The sequence below is a fragment of the Pseudomonas fluvialis genome (assembly GCF_002234375.1).
GTDB classification, from domain to species: Bacteria; Pseudomonadota; Gammaproteobacteria; order Pseudomonadales; family Pseudomonadaceae; genus Aquipseudomonas; species Aquipseudomonas fluvialis.
This window is the reverse complement of the sequence record NZ_NMQV01000020.1, coordinates 101,845-120,800: the sequence shown is the minus strand read 5'-3', so window position 1 is coordinate 120,800 and position 18,956 is coordinate 101,845. Positions and strand designations below refer to the sequence as shown.

Sequence of the window (18,956 nt, the reverse complement as noted above, 5' to 3'; positions counted from 1 at the left end):
ACTGAATGAATCAGGCCTTCTTCATTTCCCAACCAGTCAGCTCGGCCAGGGCCTTGCCGATATCCGCCAGGGAACGCACGGTTTTCACGCCGGCATCCTGCAGGGCAGCGAACTTCTCGTCCGCGGTGCCTTTACCGCCGGAAATGATGGCGCCCGCATGGCCCATGCGCTTGCCGGCAGGAGCCGTCACACCCGCGATATAGGAAACTACCGGCTTGGTGACATTGGCCTTGATGAAGGCTGCAGCCTCTTCCTCGGCACTACCACCGATTTCACCGATCATCACGATGGCTTCGGTCTTCGGATCTTCCTGGAACAGCTTGAGGATATCGATGAAGTTGGAGCCCGGGATGGGGTCGCCACCGATACCTACACAGGTCGACTGGCCGAAGCCGGCGTCGGTGGTCTGCTTCACGGCTTCATAGGTCAGGGTGCCGGAGCGCGACACGATGCCGACTTTGCCCGGCAGGTGGATGTGCCCCGGCATGATGCCGATCTTGCACTCGCCGGGAGTGATCACGCCCGGGCAGTTCGGGCCGATCAGGCGTACGCCCAGCTCGTCGCACTTGACCTTGGCTTCCAGCATGTCGATGGTCGGGATGCCTTCGGTAATGCAGACGATCAGCTTGATACCACCGAAGGCGGCTTCGAGGATCGAGTCCTTGCAGAAGGCAGCCGGCACATAGATCACCGAGGCATCGGCCCCCGTGGCAGCCACGGCTTCCTTGACGGTGTTGAACACCGGCAGACCGAGATGCGTGGTACCGCCCTTGCCCGGGGTTACCCCACCGACCATCTGCGTACCGTAGGCAATCGCCTGCTCACTGTGGAAAGTACCCTGCGAGCCGGTAAAGCCCTGGCAGATGACCTTGGTGTCTTTATTGATCAGGACGCTCATTACTTGCCCTCCGCCGCTTTGACCACTTGCTGAGCCGCGTCGGTCAGACTGGTTGCCGCGATGATGTTCAGGCCACTCTCGGCCAGTACCTTGGCGCCGAGTTCGGCATTGTTACCTTCCAGACGCACCACCACCGGCACTTTCACGCCGACTTCCTTGACCGCGCCGATGATGCCTTCGGCAATCATGTCGCAGCGCACGATGCCACCGAAGATGTTGACCAGTACGGCCTGCACGTTGCTGTCGGAAAGGATGATCTTGAACGCCTCGGTCACCCGCTCCTTGGTGGCACCACCGCCGACATCAAGGAAGTTGGCCGGCTTGCCGCCGTGCAGGTTGACGATATCCATGGTGCCCATGGCCAGGCCGGCACCGTTGACCATGCAGCCGATGTTGCCTTCCAGGGCCACGTAGTTCAGTTCGAACTTGGCCGCGTGGGCTTCGCGCGGGTCGTCCTGCGACGGGTCATGCATGGCGCGCAGCTTGGGCTGGCGATACAGGGCGTTGCCGTCGATGTTGATCTTGGCATCCAGGCAGTGCAGGTTGCCGTCTTTCTTGATGACCAGCGGGTTGATTTCCAGCAGGGCCAGGTCGTAGTCCTGGAACAGCTTGGCCAGGCCAACGAAGATGTGCGTGAACTGCTTGATCTGGTCGCCCTGCAGGCCCAGCTGGAAGGCCAGCTCGCGGCCCTGGAAGGGCTGTGCGCCAACCAGCGGATCAATAGTGGCCTTGAGGATCTTTTCCGGGGTGTCGTGGGCAACCTTCTCGATTTCCACGCCACCTTCGGTAGACGCCATGAACACGATACGGCGGCTGGAACGGTCAACCACCGCGCCCAGGTAGAGTTCCTTGTCGATATCAGTGCAGGCTTCGACCAGAATCTTGGTCACCGGCTGGCCACTGGCGTCGGTCTGGTAGGTCACCAGACGCTTGCCCAGCCACTGGGCGGCGAATGCCTTGGCGTCTTCCTTGTTCTTGACCAGCTTGACGCCGCCAGCCTTGCCACGACCACCGGCATGCACCTGGGCCTTGACCACCCACATATCGCCGCCGATTTTGTCACATGCCGCTGCGGCCTCTTCCGGGGTGTCTACGGCATAGCCCTGGGATACGGGCAGGCCGTATTCAGCGAACAGCTGCTTACCCTGATATTCATGGAGATTCATGCTTGTCTACCGTTTGTGTTTGGGTATTGCGCGTACGGCGCTGCGCTTTTGACGCCGCGCCACCTGTGGCCACCTTTTGATGGCCCGGCACACTTTCCGTCAGGCGAAAACCCGCGGGCCGTGCACCGTGGTTCCTTGCACAGAGGGCGGCGAGCAACTGTCGCGCCCCCTGCAACCTGCTTAGCGTTTCTTGCGGTTGGCGATATGGATCGCCTGGCCGTTTACCGCCAGTGCCGCTTCATGCAGCGCTTCGGACAGCGTCGGGTGCGAGAACACCATCATGCCCAGGTCTTCGGCACTGGTGCCGAACTCCATGGCAATGGCTCCCTGCTGTACCAGTTCGGCAGCACTCGGGCCAATCACATGCACGCCCAGCACGCGGTCAGTCTTGGCATCGGCAATGACCTTGACCAGACCACCGGTATCGTTGGCAGCCATGGCGCGGCCACTGGCAGCAAACGGGAAGGTGCCGACATTGATTTCCACGCCCTCGGCCTTGAGTTGCTGCTCGTTCTTGCCGACCCAGGCGATTTCCGGATGGGTATAGATCACCCCGGGAATCAGGTCATAGTTCATCTGTGCCTTGTGACCGGCAATACGCTCGGCCACCATGATGCCCTCTTCCGATGCCTTGTGAGCGAGCATCGGCCCACGCACTACGTCACCCACCGCATACACGCCGGGCACGCTGGTCGCGCAGTAGTCGTCAACATAGATATAGCCACGTTCGTCGAGCGTCACCTCGCAATCGGCAGCCAGCAAATCAGTCGTTACCGGACGACGGCCAACCGCAACGATCAGCTTGTCGAAGGTCATTTGCTGTTCACCTTCGGCATCGGTGAAGCTCACAGTCACCTGCTTCTTCTTCACTTCAGAAGCCGTCAGGCGAGCCCCCAGACGAATGCTCAGGCCTTGCTTGGTGAGCGTCTTCAGGGCTTCCTTGGCAATCAGCTCGTCAGCCGCCGGGAGGAACTTGTCCTGGGCCTCGATCACGGTGACTTCAGCACCCAGCCGCGCCCAGACCGAACCCAGTTCGAGGCCGATAACCCCCGCACCAATCACCCCGAGTTTCTTCGGGACGCTCTGGAACTCCAGAGCACCGGTAGAATCCACGATCACTTCCTGATCGACCGGCGCTGGTGGGATGTCGATAGGCTTGGAGCCGGACGCGATGATCACGTTCTCCGCCTGCACCAAGGTCACGCTGCCGTCGCTGCCGGTGACTTCCACCTGCTTACCGGCCAGCAGCTTGCCATGCCCCTCCAGCAGGGTTACACCATTGGCCTTGAACAGGCCGGCGATACCGCCGGTGAGGTTCTTAACGATCTGAGCCTTGCGTGCAATCATTGCTGGCACGTCGATGCTGACGCTCTTGGCGGTAATACCATGCACGGCAAAACCTTCCTGGGCCTCATGGTATTTCCAGGAGCTGTCGAGCAGCGCCTTGGAGGGAATGCAGCCGACGTTCAGGCAGGTACCACCGAGTGCTACCTTGTTGTCCTTGTCCTGGTATTTCTCGATGCAGGCAGTCTTCAGGCCCAGCTGGGCCGCCTTGATGGCCGCCACATAGCCGCCCGGGCCTGCACCAATCACTACCACGTCAAATTTCAGGGTCATAACTTTCTCCTTTAAGCCTTAAGCCGCAAGTCGAAGCTAAGCAGCTTGCAGACTTGCAGCTTGCCGCTGATGTTTAGATATCCAGCAGCAGGCGCGCCGGGTCTTCCAGCAGGTTCTTGATGGTGACCAGGAAGCTCACTGCTTCCTTGCCATCAATCAGGCGGTGATCGTAGGACAGCGCCAGGTACATCATCGGACGAATCACCACCTGGCCGTTGATCGCTACCGGACGCTGGATGATGTTGTGCATGCCGAGGATGGCCGCTTGTGGCGGGTTGACGATCGGCGTCGACATCATCGAACCGAAGGTGCCGCCATTGGTGATGGTGAAGGTGCCACCGGTCATTTCTTCGATGGACAGCTTGCCGTCACGCGCCTTCTTACCGAAGGTGGCAATGCCGTTCTCGATCTCTGCGAGGCTCATCAATTCGGCATTGCGCAGTACCGGCACCACCAGTCCACGGTCACTGGATACGGCCACGCCGATGTCCTGGTAGCCGTGGTAGACGATATCGTTGCCATCGATCGAGGCATTCACGGCCGGGAAGCGCTTGAGCGCCTCGACCGCGGCCTTGACGAAGAACGACATGAAGCCCAGGCGCACACCGTTATGGGTCTTCTCGAAGAGGTCCTTGTACTTGCTGCGCAGGGCCATGACTTCATGCATGTCCACTTCATTGAAGGTGGTCAGCATGGCCATGGAAGACTGCGCCTCGACCAGGCGCTCGGCGATCTTGGCGCGCAGGCGGGTCATCGGTACGCGTTTCTCGACACGCTCGCCGGCAGCGAACAGCGGTGCTTCGGCAGCCGGCGCGGCCGGTTTGGCAGCTGGCGCCGCAACCGGAGCAGTCTTGCGTGCCTCGACAGCCGCCACCACGTCTTCCTTGGTCACCCGACCACCTTTGCCGGTACCGGCGATGGCCGCCGGATTCAGGCCATTTTCCTCGGCGATCTTGCGGGCTGCCGGAGACAGCAGGGCTTCTTCGGCAGACGCCGGAGCAGCGACCTGGGCCGCTACCGCAGCAACCGGTGCTGCGGCTACCGGCGCACTGGCCGCGCCGCCGTCGACCAGGGTGCCCAGCAGTTCGCCGCTGAGCACGGTGTCGCCTTCGTTCTTGAGAATCTCGCCAACCACGCCGTCAGCTTCGGCCAGTACTTCCATGACCACTTTGTCGGTCTCGATGTCGACGATCAGCTCGTCACGCTTGACCGCCTCGCCCGGCTTCTTGTGCCAGGTAGCAACCGTGCCGTCGGCGACCGACTCAGGGAATGTAGGGGCTTTGATCTCGATAGCCATGTTGTTCAGTTCCTATCTAATTCGGTGATGTCGTACTACGCCAGCTACAGGCTGGCGTAGCAAAGCAAGGCAGTTAAACGGTGAAGGCGTCCTGCAGCAGTTTCTCCTGCTGTTCGGCATGCATCGAAGCATAGCCACAGGCAGGCGCTGCCGAAGCATCGCGACCGGCGTATTGCAGGAACAGATCCTTCTTGTGCGCACTGGCTACACGGCGCATGTGGTGCTGACTGCAGTACCACGCGCCCTGGTTCATCGGCTCTTCCTGGCACCAGACAATGTGCTTGAGATGCTTGAACGGTGCCAAAGCCTCCGCGAGGTCTTCCTCGGGGAACGGATAGAGCTGCTCGATACGCACGATGGCAATATCTTCGCGCCCTTCGGCACGCCGCTTCTCCAACAAGTCGTAGTAGACCTTGCCACTGCACAGAATCAGCCGTTCCACTTTCTTGGCTTCCAGCGCATCCACTTCACCAATCACCGTCTGGAAGGAGCCTTCAGCAAGCTCTTCCAAGGTCGAGATGGCCAGCTTATGACGCAGCAACGACTTGGGCGTCAATGCGACCAAGGGCTTACGCAGCGGACGAATCACCTGGCGACGCAGCATGTGGTAGACCTGCGCCGGAGTGGTCGGCACGCAGACCTGGATGTTGTGCTCGGCACACAGCTGCAGATAACGCTCCAGACGCGCCGAGCTGTGCTCAGGGCCCTGCCCTTCATAACCATGCGGCAGCAGCACGGTCAGGCCACACAGGCGTCCCCACTTGTGCTCACCACTGGAAATGAACTGGTCGAACACCACCTGGGCACCGTTGGCAAAGTCGCCGAACTGCGCTTCCCAGATCACCAGCGCATTCGGCGTGGTGGTTGCGTAACCGTACTCAAATGCCAGTACGGCCTCCTCGGAAAGGAAGGAGTCATACAGCTCGAACGCCGGCTGACCGGCATAGAGGTTCTGCAGCGGCAGATGGGTGCTACCGTCTTTCTGACTATGCAGCGCCGCATGACGGTGCGAAAAGGTGCCGCGGCCTACGTCCTGGCCGGTAATACGTACCGGGTGACCTTCGAAGAGCAAGGTGGCATAGGCAAGGTTCTCGGCGTAGCCCCAGTTGATCGGCAAGGCACCGGCCGTCATCTTCTGCCGGTCTTCGAGGATCTTCGCCACCTGGCGCTGCAGCAGGAAGCCTTCCGGTACATCGACCAGCTTGGCAGCCAGTTCCTGCAGGGTCTTGAGCTCGAAGCGGGTATCGTGACGGGCTGTCCAGGCATGCCCCAGATAAGGGCGCCAGTCGACAAACAGCTCCTTGTTGGGCTCCTTGACCAGGCTCTTGACCACATGCTGACCGTTATCCAGGGCCGTACGGTACTCGTCGATCTTCTCCTGAACACGCTGAGCATCGAGTACGCCAGCCTGTACCAGCGAATCGGCATACAGCTCGCGAGTGGTGCGTTGCTTGGCAATCTGCTGGTACATCAACGGCTGCGTGCCGGACGGCTCGTCTGCTTCGTTGTGACCGCGGCGACGGTAGCAAACCAGGTCGATAACCACATCGCGCTTGAACTGCATGCGGTAGTCAACGGCTAGCTGGGTGACAAACAGCACTGCCTCGGGGTCATCGCCATTCACATGGAGAATCGGCGCCTGAATCATCTTCGCCACATCCGTGCAGTACTCGGTCGAGCGCGAGTCCTGAGGATTGCTGATGGTGAAACCTACCTGATTGTTGATCACCAGATGAATGGTGCCGCCCGTTTTGTAACCACGGGTCTGCGACATCTGGAAGGTTTCCATGACCACGCCCTGGCCGGCGAACGCAGCGTCACCATGGATGGAAATCGGCAATACCTTGTCGCCAGTCTTGTCGCTGCGACGATCTTGTCGGGCCCGCACCGAGCCTTCGACCACCGGAGAGACAATCTCCAGGTGGGAAGGGTTGAAGGCCAGCGCCAGGTGTACTTCCCCTCCCTGGGTCATGACGTTGGACGAGAAGCCCTGGTGATATTTCACGTCACCGGAAGACAGCCCCTCGGTCTTCTTGCCCTCGAACTCGTCGAACAGATCGCGCGGATTCTTTCCGAAGGTATTCACCAAGACGTTGAGGCGACCGCGGTGCGCCATGCCGATGACGATTTCCTTGGTGCCGTAGGAACCACTGCGCTGGATGATTTCGTCAAGCAGGGCAATCAGGCTTTCCCCACCCTCAAGACCAAAGCGTTTGGTACCGGGATACTTGGTACCCAGGTATTTTTCCAGACCCTCGGCGGCCGTCAGACGCTCCAGCAGGTGGCCGCGCACGTCGGCGGAGTACAACGGGCGACCGCGCACACTTTCCAGGCGCTGGGCAAACCACTTGCGCTGTTCAGAGTCGACGATATGCGTGAACTCTGCACCAATATTGCGGCAATAGGTCTCTTGCAGCGCCTGATGGATTTCTCGCAGGGTGGCCTCTTCCTTGCCGATGAACAGTTCACCGGTACGGAATGTGGTGTCCAGATCGGCATCAGTCAGACCGTAATGATGAATCGACAGGTCGGCGGGCGCCTTGCGCTGCCAAAGCCCCAGCGGATCGAGTTGGGCGGCTTGGTGGCCGCGCATGCGGAAGGCCTGAATCAGGCGCAGTACTTCAACCTGCTTCTTCTCATGCTCGCTGCTGACGGTTCCGGCCGAAACAGGCTGGGCACGCCGCTGGTTCTTGGCCAGCAGGACGAAATGATCACGAATCGTGGAGTGTGAGACGTCGTTGGCAGGATTGCCGTCAGCCGGCAATTTCTGGAAGTAGGTGCGCCACTCTTCGGGCACAGCGTTAGGATCGTGCAGGTAGAGCTCATAAAGCTCTTCCACATAGGCCGCGTTACCACCGGATAGGTGGGCGCTGCTCCACATGCGCTGCATTACGCTTTCTTGCATGCTAGGTCACCCTCGGTAAGGGGACACCACCAGCGGTGACTACGCAGTCTGCTGTGCAAAGTCCTGATGCAGCGACCTTGGTAAAGCCACTACGAATCCCGCAGATAGTCCGGGCACCAGCCCGGTCGCCCCTGCTGGTCTTCATATTATTCAGTTATAGGGCCTGGCTTTGTGAGCCTGAACCCTGGATTGACTGCGGCGGCAGGGTTAAATCTGCCGCCGCAGGTGTTGCAGGTAACGCAAGGTGTAATCAGGTACCGCTTTGCAGCAACATGTTGCGAATATGTCCGATCGCCTTGGTCGGGTTCAAGCCCTTCGGACAGACATTCACGCAGTTCATGATGCCGCGGCAGCGAAACACGCTGAACGGATCATCGAGTGCAGCCAGACGTTCGGCAGTCTGCGTATCGCGGCTATCAGCCAGGAAACGGTAGGCCTGCAGCAACGCCGAAGGACCGAGGAACTTGTCCGGGTTCCACCAGAAGGACGGGCAGCTGGTGGAGCAGCACGCGCACAGGATGCACTCGTACAGACCGTCCAGCTTCTCGCGCTCTTCCGGAGACTGCAGACGCTCGATGGCCGGAGCCGGCGTGTCGTTCTGCAGGTACGGCTGCACCTTCTCGTATTGCTTATAGAAGATGCTCATATCGACGGCCAGGTCACGAATCACCGGAAGCCCCGGCAGCGGACGGATGACCAGCTTGCCGCCCTTCAGGCCAGCAGCCGACAGCGGCGTGATGCAGGCCAGGCCATTCTTGCCGTTGATGTTCATGCCATCGGAGCCACAGACCCCTTCACGGCAAGAGCGACGGTAGGAAAAGCTCTGATCCTGTTCCTTGATCAAGGCCAGTACGTCAAGGACCATGACATCCTTGCCGCCGGTATCGACCTGGAAGTCCTGCATGTAGGGAGAAGCGTCTTTCTCCGGGTTGTAACGATAAACACTGACTTGCAACATATCAGGCACCCTTAATAAGTCCGAACCTTGGGTTCAAACGCCGGAACAGTCTTCGGCGCGAAGTTGACGGCACGCTTGGCTACGCGCTTGTCACCCGGGAAGTACAGGGTGTGGCACAGCCAGTTTTCGTCATCGCGCTCCTCGAAGTCTTCACGGGCATGCGCACCACGAGACTCGGTACGAGTATTCGCGGCAATCGCAGTAGCCTCGGCCACTTCGAGCAGGTTTTGCAGTTCCAGCGCTTCGATACGCGCAGTATTGAACGCCTGGCTCTTGTCCGCGATCTTGACGTTCGCGATGCGCTCACGCAGGTCGGCCAGTTGTTTGATGCCCTTCTCCATGTATTCGCCGGTACGGAATACACCGAAATAGTTCTGCATGCACTGCTGCAGCTCCTTACGCAGCGGCGCCACATCTTCACCCGTATTACGCTCGTTGACGCCAGCCAGACGCTTGAGCGACTGCTCGATGTCGGTTTCGCTGGCACCGCGCGCCTCAACACCTTCCTTGAGTGCTTTTTCCAGGTGCAGGCCAGCCGCACGACCGAATACCACCAAGTCAAGCAGCGAGTTGCCGCCCAGGCGGTTGGCACCGTGTACCGACACGCAAGCCACTTCACCAACAGCAAACAGACCTTCGATGATCTTGTCGTTGCCATTGGCGTCCTGGGTGATCGCCTGACCATGGATGTTGGTAGCCACACCACCCATCATGTAGTGGCAGGTCGGAATGACCGGAACCGGTGCAACCACAGGGTCAACATGAGCAAAGGTCTTGGACAGCTCACAGATACCCGGCAGGCGGCTGTGCAGCACTTCTTCACCGAGGTGATCCAGCTTCAACAGCACGTGATCCTTGTTCGGACCACAGCCGTTGCCGGCGATGACTTCCTTGACCATGGAGCGGGCAACCACGTCGCGACCGGCCAGGTCTTTGGCGTTCGGTGCGTAACGCTCCATGAAGCGCTCGCCATGCGCGTTGATCAGGTAACCACCCTCGCCACGGCAACCTTCCGTAACCAGCACACCTGCACCGGCAATACCGGTCGGGTGGAACTGCCACATTTCGATGTCCTGCACCGGCACGCCGGCACGCAGAGCCATGCCCACGCCATCACCGGTGTTGATCAACGCATTGGTGGTGGAGGCGTAAATACGGCCAGCACCGCCAGTAGCCAGAACCACGGCCTTGGAACGGATGTAGACGGTCTCGCCGGTCTCGATACAGATGGCGATGATGCCGACGATGGCGCCATCCTGATTCTTCACCAGGTCAACGGCATACCATTCATTGAGGAACGAGGTGCCTGCCTTCAGGTTACCCTGGTACAGGGTATGTAGCAGGGCGTGACCGGTACGGTCGGCAGCAGCGCAGGTACGGGCAGCCTGGGTGGGATTATCCGGCCCCTTGGACTGACCACCGAACGGACGCTGATAGATGCGGCCCTGCTCGGTACGCGAGAACGGCAGGCCCATGTGCTCGAGTTCGAACACGGCCTCCGGACCGACAGAGCACATGTACTCGATAGCGTCCTGGTCACCGATGTAGTCGGAACCCTTGACGGTATCGTACATGTGCCAGCGCCAATCATCGTTCGGATCAGCCGAAGCAATGGCGCAGGTGATGCCACCCTGGGCGGACACGGTGTGCGAGCGGGTCGGGAAAACCTTGGTGACTACGGCAGTCTTGTGACCACCCTGAGCCAGTTGCAGTGCGGCACGCATGCCCGCACCACCGCCACCGACGATGATGGCGTCATAGGAAAGAGTACGAATGCTAGCCATTGATCAGACACCCCAAAGAATCTGCACGCCCCAGACAAACACCACGAACATGGCCATGCCGCAGACTGCCTGGAAGAGAAAACGCACTGCCGTTGCCCAACGGCCCAGGGCCATGGAGGTCAGGTAGTCGGTGGAGATGGTCCACATGCCAACCCAGGCATGCGCACAGAGGGCGACCAGCGCCATCAGGCTGAAAATGCGCATCCAGTTCTGGGAGAACAATGCATGCCACTGGGCATAGCCCAGATCGGGACTGGCCACCATGTAGCCGAGCAGAAACAGGAAGTAAGCCGCCAGAACCACGGCGGAAACACGCTGCGCCATCCAGTCGTACAGACCGGAACGCGACAGATTGGTTACGTTGGTTACCATACCCACACCCCCGCGAGCAGGATCAGCACCACCGAAACGGCGATGACGATTTTCGAGCCCAGCTTGCCGCCTTCCAGCGTCTCACCGATGCCCATGTCCATGATCAGATGGCGAATACCGGCCACCAGGTGATACAGCAGTGCGGACAGCAGCCCCCACGTCACCAACTTGGCCAGCGGGCTGGACAAGCATTCCTGTACCTCTTTGAAACCCTGCTCGGATGCCAGCGACTTATCGAGCGCATAAAGCATCACGACAAGACCGACAAAGAGAATGACACCGGAAATGCGGTGCAGGATGGAGGTATAAGCAGTGATCGGAAGTTTTATCGTCCGAAGATCTAGGTTTACAGGTCGTTGGCTATTCACGGCTTTATTTTCACACTGTGGCCCGTAACAAACAGGCAAGTTGTCGGGAAGTGCACTGGTCAGGTACCCCTCACCACGGGAGTGCCGAACGGCAGAATTCAGGCTGGCAAAGCCCTGCCGGTCGGTCGCCGAGTATAGACAGTTAGGGAACTAATGACAACGCGACCACCCTACCCAAAGAGCGGATTGCAGAGCCTTTGCAAATGCCGTAAATAGCCCCCTTTTGCCCGGCCAGACCCGGCAAAAACCCGTCTAACTACAGGGCTCAGGCAAATTGACATTCGCATTTATGCCTCTATAGTGATGCGGGCCCTGCGTGGGGGGCCACTGATGATTCCAAGCATAAATAGGAGGCCAGCATGGCTGACAAAAAAGCGCAGTTGATCATCGAGGGCGCAGCCCCCGTCGAACTGCCCGTCCTGAGCGGCACCGTAGGCCCTGATGTTATCGATGTGCGGGGCCTGACCTCCACGGGTCGGTTCACCTTTGATCCTGGCTTTATGTCGACTGCCTCTTGCGAGTCGAAAATCACCTATATCGACGGCGACAAAGGCATCCTGCTGCACCGCGGTTACCCGATCGAGCAACTCGCCGAGCATTCCGACTATCTGGAAACCTGCTATCTGCTGCTGAATGGCGAACTGCCGACTGCCGAGCAAAAGTCCAAGTTCTTCGAAACCATTAAGAACCACACCATGGTTCACGAGCAGCTGAAGAGCTTCCTCAACGGTTTCCGTCGCGATTCGCACCCGATGGCCATCATGGTGGGCATCGTGGGCGCCCTCTCGGCGTTCTACCACGACTCGCTGGACATCAATAATCCCAAGCACCGTGAAGTCTCAGCACACCGCCTGGTCGCCAAAATGCCGACCATTGCCGCAATGGTTTACAAGTACTCCATGGGCCAGCCCATCATGTACCCGCGTAACGACCTGAACTACGCGGAAAACTTCCTGCACATGATGTTCAACACCCCGGCCGAGATCAAACCGATCAGCCCGGTACTGGCCAAGGCCATGGACCGCATCTTCATTCTGCACGCCGACCACGAGCAAAACGCCTCGACCTCCACCGTACGCCTGGCAGGCTCTTCGGGCGCCAACCCATTTGCCTGCATCGCAGCCGGTATTGCCGCACTCTGGGGCCCGGCCCACGGCGGCGCCAACGAAGCCGTACTGACCATGCTGGAAGAAATCGGCAGTGTGGAAAACATCGAGAAGTTCGTAGCCAAGGCCAAGGACAAGAACGATCCGTTCAAGTTGATGGGCTTTGGTCACCGCGTCTACAAGAACTTCGATCCGCGCGCCAAGGTCATGAAGCAGACCTGCGACGAAGTACTCGCCGAACTGGGAATCAACGACCCGCAACTGGAACTGGCGATGAAGCTGGAGGAAATTGCGCGCAACGACCCTTACTTCGTGGAGCGCAACCTGTATCCCAACGTAGACTTTTATTCGGGGATCATCCTCAAGGCCATCGGCATCCCAACCAGCATGTTTACCGTGATCTTCGCCCTGGCTCGTACCGTCGGCTGGATCTCGCACTGGAAGGAAATGCTCTCCGGCCCGTACAAGATTGGGCGTCCGCGCCAGCTGTACACCGGCTATGCGCAGCGCGACTACAATCCGCTGGACAAGCGCTAAGCGCAAACAGCTCCCGCCCATGGCGGGAGCACAAAAAAGCCGCTCTACAGAGCGGCTTTTTTGTGTGCAGCGTATTTTTCAGTCAACGAGACGCCAGGTGGTGCCGCCCTTGCCGTCTTCCAGCACCACGCCCATGGCGGTGAGCTGGTCGCGGATGCGATCGCTTTCTGCCCAGTTCTTCTCGGCACGGGCCTGCAGGCGCGCGGCGATCAGGGCTTCGACTTCGGCGGCATCGACCTTGCCGGCAGCGCCAGCCTGCAGGAAGGCCTCCGGCTCCAGCTGCAGCACGCCGAGCACACCGGCCAGCTGCTTGAGCTGGGCGGCCAGGCCGGCGGCAGCCTGTTCATCCGACTCGCGCAGGCGGTTGACCTCGCGGATAATCTCGAACAGCACGGCGCAGGCTTCCGGCGAGTTGAAGTCGTCGTCCATGGCCGCGCCGAAGCGCTCGACGAATGCCTCACCGCCAGCCGGCGCGACTTCCGGCAGACCTTTCAGGCCGTTGTAGAAGCGCTCCAGGGCGCCCTTGGCTTCCTTGAGGCTGTCTTCCGAGTAGTTGATCGGGCTGCGGTAGTGGCTGGACACCAGCAGGTAGCGCACCACTTCCGGGTGGTACTTCTCCAGCACCTCGCGGATGGTGAAGAAGTTGCCCAGGGACTTGGACATCTTCTCGCCGTCCACGCGCACCGCGCCGGCGTGCATCCAGGCGTTGGCGTAGAGTTTGCCGGTGGCTGCCTCGCTCTGCGCGATCTCGTTCTCGTGGTGCGGGAACACCAGGTCCGGGCCGCCGCCGTGGATATCGAAGGTCTCGCCCAGGCAGCAGGTGGACATCACCGAGCACTCGATGTGCCAGCCCGGCCGACCCTTGCCCCAGGGCGAATCCCAGCTCGGCTCGCCCGGCTTGGCGCCCTTCCACAGCACGAAGTCCAGCGGGTCTTCCTTGATCTCGTCGACCTCGATGCGCGCACCGATCTTCAGCTCGTCGATCTTGCGCCTTGAGAGCTTGCCGTAGGTCTCGAACTTGGTGACGCGGTAGTACACGTCGCCATTGCCCGGGGCGTATGCGTAGCCCTTGTCGATCAGGGTCTGGATCATCTGGTGCATGCCGGCGATATGGCCGGTGGCGCGCGGCTCGATGTCCGGGCGCAGCACGTTCAGGCGCGCCTCGTCCTCGTGCATGGCGGCGATCATGCGCTCGACCAGCGCCTCGAACGGCTCGCCGTTCTCGTTGGCGCGCTTGATGATCTTGTCGTCGATGTCGGTGATGTTGCGCACATAGGTCACGTCATAGCCGCGCGCGCGCAGCCAGCGGGTCACCACGTCGAAGGCGACCATCACGCGGGCATGGCCGATATGGCAGAAGTCGTACACGGTCATGCCGCACACGTACATGCGCACGCTGTTGCCTTGCAGCGGCTGGAAGACGTCCTTGGTCTTGGAGAGGGTGTTGTAGATGGAAAGTGCCATTTACTGACCCCAGGAATCGCGCAGAGTGACGGTACGGTTGAACACCGGCTTGCCCGGCTGGGTGTCCTTCAGGTCGGCGACGAAGTAGCCTTCGCGCTCGAACTGGAAGCGCTCTTCCGGCGCAGCGTTGGCCAGCGACGGCTCGGCCCGGCAGCCGGTGAGGACGACCAGCGAATCCGGATTGATGTTATCGAGGAAGCTGCCACCCTCCTCGCTCTTCTCCGGGTTGGCGGAGCGGAACAGGCGGTCGTACAGGCGCACTTCGCACTCGACGCTCTCGGCGGCCGGCACCCAGTGGATCACGCCCTTGACCTTGCGGCCTTCAGGGTTCTTGCCCAGGGTGTTCTCGTCGTAGGAGCAGCGCAGCTCGACGATATTGCCGGCGGCGTCCTTCACGGCCTCATCCGCGCGGATCACGTAGCTGCCGCGCAGGCGCACTTCGCCGCCCGGGATCAGGCGCTTGAAGCCGTCCGGGGGGGTTTCCTCGAAGTCGCTGGCGTCGATGTAGATCTCACGGGAGAACGGCAGCACACGCACACCCATGTCCTGCTTCGGGTGGCGCGCCAGTTCGAGGTTCTCGACCTGGCCTTCCGGGTAGTTGGTGATCACCACCTTCAGCGGCTTGAGCACGCACATGGCGCGCGCCGCATTGGCGTCCAGGTCCTCGCGGATGGCGAATTCCAGCATGCCGATATCGACCACGCCACCAGCGCGGTTGACGCCGATCATGTCGCAGAAGGTGCGGATCGAGGCCGGGGTGTAGCCGCGGCGACGGTAGCCGGACAGGGTCGACATGCGCGGGTCATCCCAGCCCTGCACGTGTTTCTCGTCCACCAGCTGCTTGAGCTTGCGCTTGCTGGTGACGGTGTAGTTCAGGTTGAGACGGGCGAACTCGTACTGGCGCGGCTGGGCCGGCACCGGCAGGTTGGCCAGGAACCACTCGTACAGCGGGCGGTGATCCTCGAACTCCAGGGTGCAGATGGAGTGGGTGATGCCTTCCAGGGCGTCCGACTGACCGTGGGTGAAGTCGTAGCTCGGGTAGATGCACCACTTGTCGCCGGTCTGGTGGTGATGGGCGTGGCGGATGCGGTAGAGGATCGGGTCGCGCAGGTTGATGTTCGGCGAGGCCATGTCGATCTTGGCGCGCAGCGAACGGGCGCCGTCCTGAAAGTCACCAGCCTTCATTCGGGCGAACAGGTCGAGGTTCTCTTCCACGGAGCGGTCGCGGAACGGGCTGTTCTTGCCCGGCTCGGTCAGGCTGCCGCGGTATTCGCGCATCTCGTCGGCATTCAGATCGCAGACGAAGGCCTTGCCGGCCTTGATCAGCTCGATGGCCCAGGCATGCAGCTGATCGAAGTAATTGGAGGCGTAGCGTTCCTCGCCGGCCCACTGGAAGCCCAGCCACTGCACGTCGGCCTTGATCGCGTCGATGTATTCCTGGTCTTCCTTGGCCGGGTTGGTGTCGTCGAAACGCAGGTTGCACTCGCCGCCGAACTCCTGAGCCAGGCCGAAATTCAGGCAGATGCTCTTGGCATGACCGATATGCAGGTAACCGTTGGGCTCAGGCGGGAAGCGGGTGATGATCTTGGCGTGCTTGCCACTGTCCAGATCGGCCTGGACGATGGGGCGCAGGAAGTTCGCGGCTTTTTCGACGGTGGGCTTGCTCATGTGATCCTTAACTTGGCAGATATGCGGCACAGGGTAGGCCGTCTCGGGCAAAGTCCGTATGATAACCAACCTGTCAAGCCCCCGACAGAGCGGCTGCACTTTCGGGGTCAGAATGCCTCAATCACGGATACCGCAATGATCAAACTGCACACCAACCACGGCGTCATCACTCTCAACCTCTTTGAAGACAAAGCCCCGGAAACCGTGGCCAACTTCAAGCAGTACGTGAAAGACGGCCACTACGACGGCACCATCTTCCACCGCGTGATCAGCAACTTCATGATTCAGGGCGGCGGTTTCGAGCCGGGCATGCAGCAGAAAAGCACCCGCGCTCCGATCAAGAACGAAGCCAACAACGGCGTTGCCAACAAGGTCGGGACCATTGCCATGGCACGCACCATGGAGCCGCACTCGGCCAGCGCACAGTTTTTCATCAATGTTGCTGACAACAGCTTCCTCAACCACAGCGCTCCCACCGTGCAGGGCTGGGGCTACGCGGTATTCGGCGAGGTCGTGGAAGGCATGGACGTGGTCAATGCCATCAAGGGCGTAGCGACCACCAGCCGCATGGGCCATCAGGATGTCCCGGTGGAGGATGTGATCATCGAGAACGCCGAGATCATCGAGTAAACCGATGATCCTGCTGATCTCTGATCTGCACCTGGAAGAACAACGCCCGGATATCACCCGGGCGTTTGTGCATTTCCTGCATGGTCGCGCACGACAGGCCGAAGCGCTGTACATACTCGGCGACTTCTTCGAGGCATGGATTGGCGATGACGGCATGTCACCGCTACAGCAGCAAATTGCCGATGAACTGCGCCAACTCAGCGAACACGGCACACGCATAGGGCTGATGCACGGCAACCGCGACTTCCTGATCGGCCAGGCGTTCTGTCGCCGCGCCGGCTGCCAACTACTCAACGACCCCACCTGCATCGATATTTACGGCATCCCCACGCTACTCATGCACGGTGACAGCCTGTGCACCCGCGACCTCGGCTACATGAAGCTACGTCGTATCCTGCGCCACCCGGCAACGCTGTTTATTCTGCGCCACCTGCCGCTCTCGGCACGCCACAAATTAGCCCGCAAACTGCGCAACGAAAGCCGCAACCAGGTGCGCATGAAAGCAAACGACATTGTCGACGTCACGCCCGAGGAAGTTCTGCGCCAGATGCAACTTCACGGCGTACAACGACTGATCCACGGCCACACGCATCGCCCCGCACGTCACTCGCTGCAGGTCAACGAACAACCAGGCGAACGCATCGTCCTCGGCGACTGGGACCAACAAGGCTGGGCACTGGAAATCACCGCACAGGAAGCACGACTGGAAGCCTTTGCGCTGGACTAGCCAACAAGGCTTTTTTCAGGAATAAAAAAAGCCAGTCGTTAGACTGGCTTTTTAAATTTGGAGCGGGAAACGAGACTCGAACTCGCGACCCCGACCTTGGCAAGGTCGTGCTCTACCAACTGAGCTATTCCCGCAAACATGGCGTCCCCTAGGGGACTCGAACCCCTGTTACCGCCGTGAAAGGGCGGTGTCCTAGGCCACTAGACGAAGGGGACAAACAATACTAAAAGTACCGTCTGCTTGAAACTGGAGCGGGAAACGAGACTCGAACTCGCGACCCCGACCTTGGCAAGGTCGTGCTCTACCAACTGAGCTATTCCCGCTCTATCACTACCGTGCCAGTGACGCCACTTAAGTGGCGTCCCCTAGGGGACTCGAACCCCTGTTACCGCCGTGAAAGGGCGGTGTCCTAGGCCACTAGACGAAGGGGACACAGCAGCAAAACCAACGTTTCAACACTTACCATCAACCGCCTTGCGGCTTGTCAGTGGAAGTGGCGCGCATTCTATGGAGCCTGCAGACGGGCGTCAAGCCTCTTGCAAACATTTTTAAAATCAAAGACTTCAGCCCAACCTTCGTATCAGCCGTTAGCTCGCCAAACGTCGGCCTGGCGCAAAAAGTCCCTCACCTCTATCAGCCGACACGCCTAGGCACTACACTCCTTGGCATATCCAGTGAAGAGAGCAGTCCCGTGTCGCCATTGTTGATCACCCTACTGATTGTCATCGGCATCATTCTTCTCGGCAGCATTGCCTACATCAACCATGTGGTGGAAAACAGCAAACTGGAAAAGGCACGCCAGCGCGCCGACCTGCAAGACCGTATCCGTCGCTGTGCCGACGTATCGGAAAGCATGCCCGGTCAGTTGATGACCCCTGCCATGAAATTGCTACTCAGCAACATGGAGCTCAAGCTCAGCGAGCGATTGCTGCCCCTGGAAAAGAACAACAGCGACCTGCGCACTCGTATTGAGGAGTTGCGCAATCTGGTGTCAAAAGCAGATGGCATTCCCGTACGCAATGCACCTCGCGCTGTCAGCAACGAGGCGCAAGCCAAGGAAATCCGTTTTCTCCTGGAAAATTTCCATAGCCTGCTGACCCGCGCCACCCAGGAGCAGCAACTCAGCGCTGCAGAAAGCAAGCAATGGGCCGGCGAGATTCGCCAGGCACTGGTACACACGCACATCGAACTGTTCAGCAACCTGGGCCAGCACTACCTGCAGAAAAATGAACCACGACAAGCCCGCCTGGCAATCGAGCGCGGCGTGCAATACCTGAAGAAGCAGCCTGAACCAGCCAAGCATCAGAAAGCCCTGCAACTTTTTGAACAGCAGCTCGAGCGTATCAATGCGCTGGTACTGCAAGCCTCCGCTCCCGACGAAAACCTCAGCAATGCACTGACCGAAGGGCTGCAAGCCCTGGATGAAGAAGACGACTGGAAGAAAAAATCTTTTTAACCG

The 18,956-nt window shown here is 59.9% G+C and carries 15 protein-coding genes and 4 tRNA genes; 4 read left to right on the top strand and 15 right to left on the bottom strand.

Annotated elements, in window-relative coordinates:
- Positions 1-10: 10 nt before the first annotated feature.
- The 9 genes from sucD to sdhC form a co-directional block, all read right to left on the bottom strand.
- Positions 11-898, bottom strand: coding sequence for a succinate--CoA ligase subunit alpha (sucD, locus tag CFY91_RS11090; protein ID WP_093986430.1), 888 nt, complete (start codon positions 896-898; stop codon positions 11-13).
- On the bottom strand, positions 898-2,064 hold the full coding sequence (sucC, locus tag CFY91_RS11085) for an ADP-forming succinate--CoA ligase subunit beta (RefSeq protein WP_093986429.1): 1,167 nt from the start codon (positions 2,062-2,064) through the stop codon (positions 898-900). The genes sucD and sucC overlap by 1 nt, the downstream gene beginning before the upstream one ends.
- A gap of 180 nt (positions 2,065-2,244) precedes the next feature.
- Positions 2,245-3,681 carry a dihydrolipoyl dehydrogenase gene (lpdA, locus tag CFY91_RS11080; RefSeq protein WP_093986428.1) on the bottom strand — a complete coding sequence of 479 codons (1,437 nt, stop codon included), beginning with the start codon at positions 3,679-3,681 and terminating at the stop codon, positions 2,245-2,247.
- Positions 3,682-3,754: 73 nt separating this feature from the next.
- Positions 3,755-4,978, bottom strand: coding sequence for a 2-oxoglutarate dehydrogenase complex dihydrolipoyllysine-residue succinyltransferase (odhB, locus tag CFY91_RS11075; RefSeq protein ID WP_093986427.1), 1,224 nt, complete (start codon positions 4,976-4,978; stop codon positions 3,755-3,757).
- Between the two features lie 73 nt (positions 4,979-5,051).
- Entirely contained in the window at positions 5,052-7,883 is a 2,832-nt protein-coding gene (locus CFY91_RS11070; RefSeq protein WP_093986426.1) for a 2-oxoglutarate dehydrogenase E1 component, read from the bottom strand.
- A 250-nt stretch (positions 7,884-8,133) separates the two neighbouring features.
- Positions 8,134-8,841, bottom strand: coding sequence for a succinate dehydrogenase iron-sulfur subunit (locus tag CFY91_RS11065; RefSeq protein WP_093986425.1), 708 nt, complete (start codon positions 8,839-8,841; stop codon positions 8,134-8,136).
- A gap of 11 nt (positions 8,842-8,852) precedes the next feature.
- Entirely contained in the window at positions 8,853-10,625 is a 1,773-nt protein-coding gene (gene sdhA, locus CFY91_RS11060; protein WP_093986424.1) for a succinate dehydrogenase flavoprotein subunit, read from the bottom strand.
- A 3-nt stretch (positions 10,626-10,628) separates the two neighbouring features.
- The gene (gene sdhD / locus CFY91_RS11055) at positions 10,629-10,997 is read right to left on the bottom strand and encodes a succinate dehydrogenase, hydrophobic membrane anchor protein (protein WP_093986423.1); all 369 of its coding nucleotides are present in this window, start codon (positions 10,995-10,997) and stop codon (positions 10,629-10,631) included.
- On the bottom strand, positions 10,991-11,365 hold the full coding sequence (sdhC, locus tag CFY91_RS11050) for a succinate dehydrogenase, cytochrome b556 subunit (protein ID WP_093986422.1): 375 nt from the start codon (positions 11,363-11,365) through the stop codon (positions 10,991-10,993). Before sdhC ends, sdhD begins: the two co-directional genes overlap by 7 nt.
- 359 nt (positions 11,366-11,724) lie before the next feature.
- Here sdhC and gltA point away from each other — a divergent pair, with 359 nt between their 5' ends.
- Positions 11,725-13,008, top strand: coding sequence for a citrate synthase (gene gltA, locus CFY91_RS11045; protein WP_093986421.1), 1,284 nt, complete (start codon positions 11,725-11,727; stop codon positions 13,006-13,008).
- Between the two features lie 78 nt (positions 13,009-13,086).
- On the opposite strand, the gene cysS is transcribed toward gltA, so the two are convergent.
- A complete protein-coding gene (gene cysS / locus CFY91_RS11040; protein ID WP_093986420.1) occupies positions 13,087-14,472 on the bottom strand; it encodes a cysteine--tRNA ligase in 1,386 nt (461 codons plus the stop codon).
- Positions 14,473-16,140, bottom strand: a complete 1,668-nt coding sequence (locus tag CFY91_RS11035; RefSeq protein WP_093986419.1) for a glutamine--tRNA ligase/YqeY domain fusion protein — start codon at positions 16,138-16,140, stop codon at positions 14,473-14,475.
- 135 nt (positions 16,141-16,275) lie between these two features.
- Here CFY91_RS11035 and CFY91_RS11030 point away from each other — a divergent pair, with 135 nt between their 5' ends.
- Entirely contained in the window at positions 16,276-16,770 is a 495-nt protein-coding gene (locus tag CFY91_RS11030) for a peptidylprolyl isomerase (protein ID WP_093986418.1), read from the top strand.
- Positions 16,771-16,774: 4 nt separating this feature from the next.
- Positions 16,775-17,497, top strand: coding sequence for a UDP-2,3-diacylglucosamine diphosphatase (gene lpxH / locus CFY91_RS11025; protein WP_093986417.1), 723 nt, complete (start codon positions 16,775-16,777; stop codon positions 17,495-17,497).
- Between the two features lie 58 nt (positions 17,498-17,555).
- Here the strand turns inward: lpxH and CFY91_RS11020 are convergent.
- From CFY91_RS11020 to CFY91_RS11005, 4 genes are all read right to left on the bottom strand, one after another.
- A tRNA-Gly gene (locus CFY91_RS11020) sits at positions 17,556-17,631 on the bottom strand.
- 5 nt (positions 17,632-17,636) lie between these two features.
- Positions 17,637-17,712, bottom strand: a tRNA-Glu gene (locus tag CFY91_RS11015).
- Positions 17,713-17,744: 32 nt separating this feature from the next.
- Positions 17,745-17,820: transfer RNA gene (locus CFY91_RS11010), tRNA-Gly, on the bottom strand.
- 33 nt (positions 17,821-17,853) lie between these two features.
- Positions 17,854-17,929: transfer RNA gene (locus tag CFY91_RS11005), tRNA-Glu, on the bottom strand.
- Between the two features lie 259 nt (positions 17,930-18,188).
- Between CFY91_RS11005 and CFY91_RS11000 the strand changes: the two genes are divergently transcribed.
- Complete coding sequence (locus CFY91_RS11000; RefSeq protein ID WP_093986416.1) at positions 18,189-18,953, top strand: hypothetical protein; 765 nt, start codon at positions 18,189-18,191, stop codon at positions 18,951-18,953.
- The last annotated feature ends 3 nt before the right edge of the window (positions 18,954-18,956 follow it).